Source organism: Leisingera sp. CC-HEC093, assembly GCF_059429195.1.
The window spans coordinates 3,863,631-3,874,527 of the sequence record NZ_JCAIJR010000001.1 but is presented as its reverse complement, the minus strand read 5'-3'; the positions used below and the strand labels follow the sequence as shown (position 1 = coordinate 3,874,527).

The window sequence follows — 10,897 nt, the reverse complement described above, 5'->3', positions numbered from 1 at the left end:
CCCTCCCGGCCCCGGAACCCGGGCGGCTCCCAAGCGGGGCCGCCGCAGCCGCGCCGCATCCATCCGCAGGAGGTTCCCATGGCCCAGGTCATCCCGTTTTCCCCGCCCGCCGCCCGCCAGTCCCGGGCGGCTGCGCATGCAGCGCTGATCAGCAGTTTCGCCCTGCACCGGCGCAGCCGGGAAGACGTGTTCTGGCTCAAGGAAAACGCCGAGTTGTTGAACATTCTGGAGTGCACCGGAGCCGAAGTTGCCCCTGACGCCCTGATGCCCTTGCAGGGGTTCTATGACGGCGCGGCGCGGCATATCAGTTTTTTCCGCCAGTATTACCGTTTCATTCTGTCGATTTGCCTGGATCTGGAGGATTTGGGTCTGCCCGGGGGGCGCGCAACGCAGCTGGCGGCCTGGGTCCAGGCCCAGGGTCTGGCGCAGGCAGAACTATCGGACCTGCAGCGCGCCGAAGCCCGCCGCCTACTGGCGCGGCGCGGCGAGCACCTGCGAGATGACGGGCTGGACGACCGGCTGCGGGCTTTTGTCAGCCGCCCGCAAACCTTTGCCATTCCAAACAAAAAAGCGGCATACGAGCTGACCCACATCGTCTTTTACTTGTCAGAATACGGCCGCCGCGACCCGCTGCTGCCGCAAGCCGCACTGACCAGTCTGGAGTTCGCGGGCCTTGTGGCCTTGCTCGACCAGAACGCCGATCTTCTGGCTGAGATCTGCATTGCGCTGCGCTATTCGGGGCAGCAGCCGCCTGCCGCCTGGGAGGGCTGGCTTGACAGGCAGGTTTCCGCCTTTACTCTATCAGAGCGAGAATTTTCTGGACTTCACGATGCTTATCACGAGTATTTTGTTACCAGCTGGCTCATGACCCTGTCCGGGCGAAAGTCCTTCCGTCAGGCGGTTCCCGCAGGGGGCGTGCATGTGTCGGCTGAACAGGGAGGGAGTATCTTGAAAAGCCTTTCGGAAGCCGTTTTCGACGCCGGTGCGGCCCGCGCAAGCTGGAGCGCGGTCAAGGCGCAAGCTGAAACCATGCTGAATGAGGACGAGGCCGGGCTGCTCACCGCGGCAGAGCGAAGCTGCGCCGGATTTGATGGTTTCTTCGAGGGCTTTGCCCGCGCGGGCAGTGCGGGAGCAGGGTGATGGCGGTCTCGCGCAGCCAGGCTCTGGGCGGGGCGCTGCTGGTGGTGGCCTACACCGGGTTGATTGCGTCTGCTGACGGGATCACGAAATTGCTGGCGGGCCAGTACGCTGCTGCGCAGCTTTATGCGCTGTCAGGGGCGATGGTGGCGGGCTTTTGCCTGCTGGCCGACCGGCTGCCGGGGCAGCGCGGCGGCTTTCGCACCAGTTGCCCGCGGGCGATGGCGCTGCGTTCGGTGGCGACGCTGATTGCTGCGGTCTGTTTCTTCTACGCTTTCCGCCTATTGCCCTTTGCAGAGGTGTTTGTCTTCATCGGGCTGATGCCGCTGCTGGCAGGCGCGATGTCCGGTCTGGTGCTGAAGGAGCCGGTGCGCCCGGCGGCTTGGATTGCGCTGGCTGCGGGGTTTGCAGGCGTTCTGTTCCTGCTGCCCCACAACGACGGGGCAGCGCATACGGGCTGGGGCCATGCCATCGCCTTTGGTGCGGTCGTCTCGGGCACGTTTTCCATGACCATGGCGCGGTTTATCGGCCGTTATGAAAGCAACGCGCTGGCGCAGGTGCTTTATCCGAACCTGACCCTGTGCGCGGCTATGCTGCTGGTGCTGCCCTTTGTCTGGCTGCCGATGCCGCTGGCGGATGTGGCCTGGGCCGCGGCCTATGCGTTCCTGCTGTTCGGGGCGCGCTGGCTCTTGGTGGTGGCGCTGCGGATGCTGGCGGCCTATGCGGTGACGCCGCTGATGAACCTGCAGTTCATCTGGATGGCGGTCATTGGCGCGGTGTTTTTCGGGGAGTTCCCGTCAGCCTCCACCTATCTGGGTGGCGCCATCGTGATTGCTTCTGGCCTCTATCTGGTCTGGGACCAGTTTGCCCCGGCGATGCCGCGGCTGCGCAATGGCGGGCGGCTGAGGGCCGACCCGTAACGCCTGAAGCCTGATCCGGCTCGCCCCGCAAGTGGGGGAGGAAAGACACGAATACTGTGGCCTGGATTGCATCTGGATTCCGGGCCGTAGTGTTTACTGGACAGACGGCGGGATCACATGGAGAACGATGTGCCGCAGCCGCAACTGGAAGTGGCGTTGGGGTTCTCAATAGTGAACCGCGCGCCGATCAGCTCTTCGGTGAAATCGATCACTGCATTTTCCAGGAAGGGCAGGGAGACGCTGTCGACCACCACTTTCTCGCCCTGGCCTTCGAGCACCAGGTCATCGTCCTTGGCCTCGTCCAGCGCGATCTCATACTGGAAACCGGAGCAGCCGCCGCCTTCCACCGCGACCCGCAGCGCCTGGCCCTGGTCTGCAGCGCCGATCTCGGCCAGCCGGGCAAAGGCGCGGTCGGTGACTTTCGGGGGCAGGTTCATCAGGTTTCTCCACGGGCGTAGGTTGCAGTGCAAAGCTTTATATAGAAAGGTGCAATTCACGCGGCAAGATGTGGAGCCACAGCTTTGGTCAAAAGATTTGAATTGCACGCACCTTATGCCACGATGCCGGACCGCAGCCGCGGGCGGCAGGTGCCGGAGGAGGAAAGCTCCTTCCGCTCGCCTTATCAGCGCGACCGCGACCGGATCATCCACGCCAGTGCCTTCCGGCGGCTGAAGCACAAGACGCAAGTTTTTGTGGAGCATGAGGGCGACAATTACCGCACCCGGCTGACCCATTCGATCGAAGTCGGGCAGGTGGGGCGGACGATCGCCGGAGCGTTGGGGCTGAACCAAGAGCTGACCGAGGCGGTGGCGCTGGCGCATGATCTGGGCCATACGCCGTTCGGCCACACCGGCGAGGACGCGCTGCATGCGCTAATGGCGCCCTATGGCGGTTTTGACCACAATGCCCAGGCGATCCGTATCGTGACCTGCCTGGAGCGCCACTACGCCGAGTTCGATGGCTTGAACCTGACCTGGGAAACCCTTGAAGCCATTGCCAAACACAACGGCCCGGTGGTGGGGGAGCTGCCCTGGGCGCTGGCGGAGTGCAATGCCGCTATCGACCTGGAGTTGCACACCCACGCCAGCGCCGAGGCGCAGGTGGCGGCGCTGTCGGATGACATCGCTTATAACAACCACGATCTGCATGATGCGCTGCGGGCCGGGCTGTTCAGCGACGATGACCTGGCGCGGCTGCCGCTCTTGGATCAGGCCTATGGCGAGGTGGACCGGCTGTATCCGGGACTGGACCCGAACCGCCGCCGGCATGAGGCGCTGCGCCGCTTTTTCGGGGTGATGGTGGGGGATGTGATCGCCACCGCCCGAAGCCTGCTGGCAGAAACCGGCGTGCAAAGTGTCGAAGAGGTGCGGGCGCTGGATCATCCGGTGGTTCAGTTCTCGCCGGAGATCTGGCTTGGCCTCAAGGAAATCCGCGCCTTCCTGTTCACCCGCATGTACCGCGCGCCCTCGGTGATGGAGAAGCGCGCCACGGTCGCCAAGGTGGTGGAGGCGCTGTTTCCCTATTTCCTGGACAACCCGCAGGACATGCCGGAGCGCTGGCACGCCGCGATTGCGGCCGCACAGGACCGCACCGCGCTGGCGCGGATCGTGTCGGATTATATCGCGGGCATGACCGACCGCTTTGCCCTGCAGCTGCATGAGCGGCTGATCGGGGTGAAGGTCGAGGTCTGAGGGCTTCCGGCTGCTGCCGTCTTTTGCTGTATTATTGTTTGCGTGCCTTTCGGGGTGGCCGGGTAAGGATGGCGGCGCCGCCAACGGGGGCGGAGGGCAGGGCCGGAACGCCAGCGCGCCCCGGGTCCGGTCAAAAGCTTCATCAGTCAGACGCCTCTGCACCTTTTGCGGAGGTGGTCTTGGGGGTCCTGGTCTCCTGTTCGCGCGGGGTGCCAGACCCGCGCCATGTGCTGCAGCAGGGGTGACTGTCGCATATTCCGGTTAAGGCCTGGAAAGCGGGGCGTGCGCTGCTGCGGGCTTTGGCGCAACGGCGTGCGGCGGCTTGTCTGACGATGAATGTTCACTTAATGTTCCGGAGGATTCTATAAAACAGAAGGAGTGCCGGAATGATTGAGGGAAGCTGCTGCTGCGGCGCGGTGAAGTTTGAACTGCTGGCGCAGCCTGGGCTGATGGGCACCTGCCATTGCTCCCGCTGCCGCAAAGCCGGTGCCAGCACCATTGTCTTTGTGAAGAAGGCCGACTTGCGCTGGATTGCCGGCAAGGAGGAGGTGGCGCTGTACCAGCCCGCGCCGCCCTATAAGTACGGCCGCTGTTTCTGCCGGATCTGCGGCAGCTCCCTGGGGGAGATCCTGTCAGAGGAAGAGACCTTTCCCATTGCTGCAAATGCGCTGGACGGGGGGCTGGAGGCGGCGAACAGCTTTCATGAGTTCGTGGGTGAGAAGCCCGGCTGGTATGAAATCTGCGACGGAGCAAAGCAATCACAGGGGCATCCGGCCTAAGCATGGCAGCGCAGGGTGGGCGGGTTGCCCGCCTTGCGTGCCGCGTGATTTCCCAAATTGGCCGTAAGCCGTGTTATGATCTGGCCCTATGATGCTGCGGGGCATCGGCGGTATCGCGGAGGAGAGGCATAACGAGGGGAAAGCCATGGCACGCTGGACCGTCACATTCACGGACACGCCCGGCATGGACCGGGTGCGCAGCGACAAGAAGCGGCGCGAGGCGCATATCGCCTTTGTGCGTTCGCGCCCTGAGCTGCAGATCGGCGGCGCGCTGGCGATGCGGCCGATGCAGGACTTTCCCGGCGCGATCTGGAACGTGGAGGCAGAGACCCGCCAGGATGTGGAGCGGCTGATCCTGCAGGACCCCTATTACGTGGCGGGCTTGCGGACCTACAAGATCACCGAATGGGGCACGGCCTCAGCCGTTCAGGGCATGCTGTCATGACCGCGCCCGGAGTGCTGCGCAAATCACGCCGGCGCTGACCCGAAGCCGGCGCCGCGGCAGCGGCGAAATTTTCTTCAGTTAGAAAACTGGCCGGAAAATTCGAATTTTCCGGTGCCGCCCGCCTGAGGTCCCGGGCTGCCCCTGCAATCCTGTTGACCCTTCCTGCGGCCCCCGGTATCCGCAGTGCTGAACAGTTGGGACGCCAGACATGAACCTCTTTACCGATATCCGCACGCTAGTGATTGACAGCCTCACCGCCATGACCGGTGAAGGCGCGCTGCCCGAGGGGCTCGATTTTGCCAATGTGGCGGTGGAGCCGCCGCGCGATGCCGCCCATGGCGACATGGCGACGAATGCGGCGATGGTGCTGGCCAAGCCCGCAAAGATGAAGCCGCGCGACATCGCCGAGGCGCTGGCGGCCAAGCTGGCGGCGGATGCGCGGGTCACTTCGGCTGAGGTTGCTGGTCCCGGCTTCCTGAACCTGCGGCTGGCGCCGGGCATCTGGCAGGCGGTTCTGAAATCGGTCCTGGACGCAGGCACGGATTTCGGCCGCTCGGACATGGGTTCAAACAAGCGCGTGAACGTGGAATATGTCTCTGCCAACCCGACCGGCCCGCTGCACGTGGGCCACACCCGCGGCGCGGTGTTCGGCGATGCGCTGGCGGCACTGCTGGCCTATGCAGGCTATGACGTCACCCGCGAATATTACATCAATGACGGCGGCGGGCAGGTCGATGTGCTGGCGCGCTCCGTCTACCTGCGCTACCTGGAGGCGCACGGGCAGGAGGTGGCCTTTGCCGACGGCACCTATCCGGGCGATTACCTGAAGCCAGTTGGCCAGGCGCTGAAGGACAAGGTGGGCGACGCCTATGTCGGCAAAGGCGAGGACGTCTGGCTGGCCGAAGTGCGCGCGTTCTCCACCGATGCGATGATGGCGCTGATCCGCGAAGATCTGGCCCAGCTCGGCATCCAGATGGACAAGTTCTATTCCGAGAAGTCGCTTTATGGCACCGGTAAGATCGAGGCGGCCTTGGAATCGCTGGAATCCAAAGGGCTGATCTATCAGGGCGTGCTGGAGCCGCCGAAGGGCAAGAAGCCCGATGACTGGGAGCCGCGCGAGCAGACCCTGTTCAAATCCACCGACCATGGCGATGACGTCGACCGGGCGGTGAAGAAATCCGATGGCTCCTGGACCTATTTCGCACCGGACATCGCCTATCACTACGACAAGGTGGAGCGCGGCTTTGACGAGCTGATCGACATTTTCGGCGCTGACCATGGCGGTTATGTCAAGCGGATGAAGGCGGCGGTGTCGGCGCTGTCCGATGGCAGGGTGCCGCTGGACATCAAGCTGTGCCAGCTGGTGAAGCTGTTCAAGGACGGCCAGGAATTCAAGATGTCCAAGCGGGCAGGGACCTTTGTCACCCTGCGGGATGTGGTCGATGCGGTGGGCGCAGACGTGACCCGGTTCATGCTGTTGACGCGCAAGAACGACCAGGGCTTCGACTTCGATCTCGACAAGGCGCTGGAGCAGTCCAAGGACAACCCGGTTTTCTATGTGCAATACGCCAACGCGCGGATCTGCTCGACCCTGCGCAAGGCGGAGGAACAGGGAATTGCCGCGGACGATGCCGCCCTGAATGCTGCCGACCTCAGCCTGATTGCTGATCCGGCGCAGCTGGCGGTGGCCAAGAAGCTGGCCGAATGGCCGCGCCAGGTGGAAATCGCAGCCCGCACCCATGAGCCGCACCGGGTGGCCTTCTACCTCTACGACCTCGCCTCTGAGCTGCACGGGCTGTACCACCTGGGCAAATCGAACGAGAGTTTACGTTTTGTTAATGAAAGCAGCCAATCGGCAACACATGCAAATTTGGCGCTGGCACGGGCCGTTTCCGTTGTCATTTCCGCAGGTCTTGGTATTCTTGGCGTGAAACCGGCAGAAGAGATGCGATAACCAAAGGGGGCGCGTGCCCCTGCGGTATAAATCGCGCATTCCGCCGGACCGAGGCAGTTCAAGAGACCTGGGAGCGCGGTGCCGGACGGTGCCGCCGCCTGGGCAGTGAGGCGGACAATGGCGTATTTTGCGCAGGCGGGCCAAGGGCACGCCTATACACAGGGCGGTGGCCGGCAGCAGGACACCGCAACTGGCGGTCCCTACGGGCAGCAGTACTCCGATCAGACCTATTCAGGACAGCAGTATACCGGACCGGGCGCCGAGCCTGACTATGGCTACGCCGATCCGGCCTATGGCTACCAGCCGGACGGGCAGGGCTACGGCGAAGACCCCTATGGCGACGACGGCTATGCCGCTTATGCCGTTGCCCCTGCCGGGCTGCGGGCGCGGTTTTCCAAAGCGCTGAGCGTGCTGGGCGCGGTGGCCTCTGTTGCACTGGTCGCAGGCGTCGGCTTTTGGGGCTACAAGCTGGTGATGCGCGATGTGAGCGGCGTGCCGGTGGTGCAGGCCGCTGAAGGCCCGATGCGCGAACAGCCGGAAAACCCGGGCGGCACGCAGGCGGACCATCAAGGACTGGCAGTGAATGCCGTGGCCGCCAGCGGCAGCGCCGAAGCGCCGGCCGACCGGCTGACCCTGGCGCCGCCTGCCATCGAACTTACTGAAGATGACAAGCCGCTGCCGGAACTGGCAGCTGAGGCGGCACCGGCGGCAGCCCTGCCTGCCGCCCCGGCAGAGCCGGGCGTCCCGGCGGCACCGGGTGCGGATACTGCGGTGAGCGATGAGGCAGTAGCCTCCTTCCAGAACGGCGATATTGACGCGCTGGTGGCGGAACTCGCGCGTGAGGCGGAGGCGCAGCCTGCCGCAGTGCCTGCCTCAGCGGCGGCACCTGCGATCGTGCAGCCGGAACCGCTGCAGCCGGCTCTGGCCGCGGCCGCCGTGTCTCCGGCGCTGCGCAACGCGCCCGGCGTCAAGGTCTCGCTGCGGCCCTCGGCCCGGCCTGCACGGTTCAGCCCGGCTCCGGCCGCAGCCGCACCTTCGGCACGGACCGCAACCGTGGATGTGGATCCGGCAACCCTGGCGGCGGGCACCCGGCTTGCTCAGCTGGGGGCCTATGAAAGCCCGGAAGTCGCGCGCGCCGAGTGGAACCGTATCCAGGCCCGTTTTCCGGACTATCTGGAAGCCAAGCAGCGGGTGATCCAGCGCGCCGAAAGCGGCGGCCGCACCTTCTACCGGCTGCGGGCAATGGGCTTTGACGGGCTGTCAGACGCGCGCCGGTTCTGTTCGGCGCTGGTGGCGGGCAATGCCGATTGCATTCCGGTGACCACCCGCTAAGGTTTCCGCCGATCCGATCTTCCGCCCGGCTGCAGGCCGGGCAGCGCCCGCCCCGCCCCCCACGGGGCGGGCGTAACCCTGTCCGGGACACAGAACGGGGGTATTGCAGAGGGCAATCATGACTTACGGAGCGACCATTCTTGACGCCGATGGCCTGCGGCTGAACGCGGATGAAAAAGCGTTCTTCCGCGACGCCGATCCCTTCGGTTTCATCCTGTTTGCCCGCAACATCGAAGACGCCGATCAGGTGCGTGCCCTATGCGGTGATTTCCGCGAGGCGGTGGGCCGCGACTGCATGATCACCATCGACCAGGAAGGCGGCCGGGTGCAGCGGCTGCGCCAGCCGCTGGCGCGCAACTGGCTGCCGCCGATGGAGCATGTGCAGCGCGCAGGCGCGGGTGCGGAGCGCGCCATGTACCTGCGCTACCGGCTGATCGCGCATGAGCTGCACGGTCTGGGAATCGACAGCAACTGCGCCCCGATTGCCGATGTGGCCTGCGAAGACACCCATGAGTTTCTGAAGAACCGCTGCTATGGCGGCGACGCCCAGGCGGTAGCCGCCATCGGCCGGGCCGTGGCGCAGGGGCATCTCGACGGCGGCGTGCTGCCGGTGCTGAAGCACATCCCGGGCCACGGCCGCGCCACCGCCGACAGCCATCTGGACCTGCCGCATGTGGACAGCGCCCCTGAGGTGCTGGAGCAAAGTGATTTCGCGGCCTTCCAGGCGTTGAACGATCTGCCGCTGGGGATGACCGCGCATCTGGTCTATGGCGCCTATGACAACCGTCCGGCCACAACCTCGCCGGTGATGATACAGCTGATCCGCGAGCAGATCGGCTTTGACGGGCTGGTGATGACCGATGACATCTCGATGAAGGCGCTGCGGGGATCGCTGACGGATATCACCCGGGACTCGCTGGCGGCAGGCTGCGACGTGGTTCTGCTGTGCAACGCGCCGCTGGCAGACCGCGTTGCCGTGGCCGGGGCTGCGGGCGCCATGACTGCGGCGGCACAGACCCGCGCAGAGGCCGCGCTGGAGGCCCGCCGCCCGCCCGCAGACCTTGACATTCAGGCCGCCGAAGACGAACTTGCCGCCCTCATGGGCGGGCAGGTTTATGGCTGAGCAGACACTCTTTTCAGGTCAGGACACATCGGTAGAGGAGCGGCTGGCGGCCGAGGCCCTGATCGTGGATGTGGACGGGTTCGAAGGCCCGCTCGACCTGCTGCTGACGCTGTCGCGCACCCAGAAGGTGGACCTGCGCCGGATCTCGGTGCTGGAACTGGCCAAGCAGTACTTGGCCTTTGTCGAGAAGGCAAAGGAGCTGCGCATCGAGCTGGCCGCCGACTATCTGGTGATGGCGGCCTGGCTGGCCTTCCTGAAATCCCGCCTGCTGCTGCCGCCGGACCCGGAGGAAGAGGGGCCATCGGGCGAGGAGCTGGCGGCGCATCTGGCGTTCCAGCTGGAACGGCTGCAGGCAATGCGCGACGCCGCCGCGCGGCTGATGGGCCGCGACCGGCTGGGCCGCGACTTCTTTGCCCGCGGCGAGGAAGAAACCGTCGCCCGGATCAAAACCGTCACCTACACCGCGAACCTGCTGGATCTGATGCAGGCCTATGCCCGCATCCGCACCAAGGAAGATTTCCGCCCCTTCGTGATGGACCGGGAATCGGTCTTCACCATGGAGGAGGCGCTGGACCGGATGCGCCATCTGCTGGGATTCACCGGCGACTGGACCGACCTGATCAGCTATCTGCCGGACGGCTGGCACAGCGATCCGGTGAAGCGGCGGTCGGCCACCGCGGCGACCTTTGCCGCCTCGCTGCAGCTGGTCAAGGAAGGCAAGGCGGAGCTGCGCCAGAGCGAAACATTTGCGCCGATCCAGCTGCGCAGCCTGAACGAGGATAGCTGATGGAAGACCAGATCATGGACGGTCAGAGCCAGGCGGCTCCCGTCCGCGAAGACAATGACACGCTGTTCGACGCGCCGCCGATGGCGGAGCAGGAGCGGATGGTGGAGGCGGTGCTGTTTGCCAGCGCCGAGCCGGTCACCCTGCGGGACCTTGAGGGGCGGATGCCGCACGGCTGCAACCCGCGCGAGGCGGTCGAGCATCTGCGCAAGCGCTACGAGGGGCGCGGTGTGCGGGTGGTGCGTCTGGGCGATGCCTGGGCGATCCGGACGGCCCCCGATCTGGGCTTCCTGATGCAAAAGGAAACCACCGAGCTGCGCAAGCTGAGCCGGGCCGCGATCGAAACCCTGGCGATTGTCGCCTATCACCAGCCGGTGACGCGGACGGAGATCGAAGAGATCCGCGGCGTCTCGGTGTCGCGCGGCACCATTGACCAGCTGATGGAGATGGACTGGATCCGTCTGGGCCGCCGCCGGATGACGCCGGGCCGCCCGGTGACCTTTGTGGTGACGCCGGACTTCCTGGATCATTTCGGCCTGGAAAGCGCCCGCGACCTGCCGGGGCTCAAGGAGCTGCGCGCTGCGGGCCTGTTGGAAAACCGGCCGCCGCCGGGCAGCCTGCCGCTGGGCCAGAGCGGCGACGAAGACGACGAGGCGGAGGAGCAGGCGGAACTGTTCGAGGAATAACCCGCCGCCTGCGCCGCCTGGAAATTGCCGCAATGCGCTGCCATAG

At 65.3% G+C, this 10,897-nt stretch carries 11 protein-coding genes; 10 read left to right on the top strand and 1 reads right to left on the bottom strand.

Going from position 1 to position 10,897, the window contains the following annotated elements; all coding sequences use genetic code 11:
- Positions 1-78 precede the first annotated feature (78 nt).
- Positions 79-1,140 (top strand): DUF6902 family protein, encoded by a 1,062-nt coding sequence (locus AC5STB_RS19065; RefSeq protein ID WP_495444353.1) that lies wholly within the window; start codon positions 79-81, stop codon positions 1,138-1,140.
- Positions 1,140-2,057 (top strand): DMT family transporter, encoded by a 918-nt coding sequence (locus tag AC5STB_RS19060; RefSeq protein WP_495444352.1) that lies wholly within the window; start codon positions 1,140-1,142, stop codon positions 2,055-2,057. Before AC5STB_RS19065 ends, AC5STB_RS19060 begins: the two co-directional genes overlap by 1 nt.
- A gap of 113 nt (positions 2,058-2,170) precedes the next feature.
- Here the strand turns inward: AC5STB_RS19060 and AC5STB_RS19055 are convergent, their stop codons facing one another.
- Positions 2,171-2,494, bottom strand: coding sequence for a HesB/IscA family protein (locus AC5STB_RS19055; protein ID WP_019296551.1), 324 nt, complete (start codon positions 2,492-2,494; stop codon positions 2,171-2,173).
- 102 nt (positions 2,495-2,596) lie between these two features.
- Between AC5STB_RS19055 and AC5STB_RS19050 the strand changes: the two genes are divergently transcribed.
- The 8 genes from AC5STB_RS19050 to scpB all read left to right on the top strand — a co-directional run bounded on the left by AC5STB_RS19050 (position 2,597) and on the right by scpB (position 10,851).
- On the top strand, positions 2,597-3,748 hold the full coding sequence (locus AC5STB_RS19050) for a deoxyguanosinetriphosphate triphosphohydrolase (protein ID WP_495444626.1): 1,152 nt from the start codon (positions 2,597-2,599) through the stop codon (positions 3,746-3,748).
- A gap of 386 nt (positions 3,749-4,134) precedes the next feature.
- The gene (locus AC5STB_RS19045; RefSeq protein WP_495444351.1) at positions 4,135-4,527 is read left to right on the top strand and encodes a GFA family protein; all 393 of its coding nucleotides are present in this window, start codon (positions 4,135-4,137) and stop codon (positions 4,525-4,527) included.
- 145 nt (positions 4,528-4,672) lie between these two features.
- On the top strand, positions 4,673-4,972 hold the full coding sequence (locus AC5STB_RS19040) for a YciI family protein (RefSeq protein ID WP_495444350.1): 300 nt from the start codon (positions 4,673-4,675) through the stop codon (positions 4,970-4,972).
- 208 nt (positions 4,973-5,180) lie between these two features.
- Positions 5,181-6,926 carry an arginine--tRNA ligase gene (argS, locus tag AC5STB_RS19035; RefSeq protein ID WP_495444349.1) on the top strand — a complete coding sequence of 582 codons (1,746 nt, stop codon included), beginning with the start codon at positions 5,181-5,183 and terminating at the stop codon, positions 6,924-6,926.
- Between the two features lie 117 nt (positions 6,927-7,043).
- Positions 7,044-8,258 carry an SPOR domain-containing protein gene (locus AC5STB_RS19030; protein WP_495444348.1) on the top strand — a complete coding sequence of 405 codons (1,215 nt, stop codon included), beginning with the start codon at positions 7,044-7,046 and terminating at the stop codon, positions 8,256-8,258.
- 118 nt (positions 8,259-8,376) lie between these two features.
- A complete protein-coding gene (gene nagZ, locus AC5STB_RS19025; RefSeq protein ID WP_495444347.1) occupies positions 8,377-9,381 on the top strand; it encodes a beta-N-acetylhexosaminidase in 1,005 nt (334 codons plus the stop codon).
- Entirely contained in the window at positions 9,374-10,168 is a 795-nt protein-coding gene (locus AC5STB_RS19020; protein ID WP_495444346.1) for a segregation and condensation protein A, read from the top strand. Before nagZ ends, AC5STB_RS19020 begins: the two co-directional genes overlap by 8 nt.
- A complete protein-coding gene (gene scpB / locus AC5STB_RS19015) occupies positions 10,168-10,851 on the top strand; it encodes an SMC-Scp complex subunit ScpB (protein ID WP_495444345.1) in 684 nt (227 codons plus the stop codon). Before AC5STB_RS19020 ends, scpB begins: the two co-directional genes overlap by 1 nt.
- The last annotated feature ends 46 nt before the right edge of the window (positions 10,852-10,897 follow it).

Excerpts from the sequence above, each read along its gene's own strand:
- argS (WP_495444349.1), top strand. The coding sequence starts at position 5,181 with ATGAACCTCTTTACCGATATCCGCACGCTAGTGATTGACAGCCTCACC.
- AC5STB_RS19060 (WP_495444352.1), top strand. The coding sequence starts at position 1,140 with ATGGCGGTCTCGCGCAGCCAGGCTCTGGGCGGGGCGCTGCTGGTGGTG.
- AC5STB_RS19030 (WP_495444348.1), top strand. The coding sequence starts at position 7,044 with ATGGCGTATTTTGCGCAGGCGGGCCAAGGGCACGCCTATACACAGGGC.
- AC5STB_RS19045 (WP_495444351.1), top strand. The coding sequence starts at position 4,135 with ATGATTGAGGGAAGCTGCTGCTGCGGCGCGGTGAAGTTTGAACTGCTG.
- AC5STB_RS19055 (WP_019296551.1), bottom strand. The coding sequence starts at position 2,494 with ATGAACCTGCCCCCGAAAGTCACCGACCGCGCCTTTGCCCGGCTGGCC.
- AC5STB_RS19065 (WP_495444353.1), top strand. The coding sequence starts at position 79 with ATGGCCCAGGTCATCCCGTTTTCCCCGCCCGCCGCCCGCCAGTCCCGG.
- AC5STB_RS19020 (WP_495444346.1), top strand. The coding sequence starts at position 9,374 with ATGGCTGAGCAGACACTCTTTTCAGGTCAGGACACATCGGTAGAGGAG.
- scpB (WP_495444345.1), top strand. The coding sequence starts at position 10,168 with ATGGAAGACCAGATCATGGACGGTCAGAGCCAGGCGGCTCCCGTCCGC.
- AC5STB_RS19040 (WP_495444350.1), top strand. The coding sequence starts at position 4,673 with ATGGCACGCTGGACCGTCACATTCACGGACACGCCCGGCATGGACCGG.
- nagZ (WP_495444347.1), top strand. The coding sequence starts at position 8,377 with ATGACTTACGGAGCGACCATTCTTGACGCCGATGGCCTGCGGCTGAAC.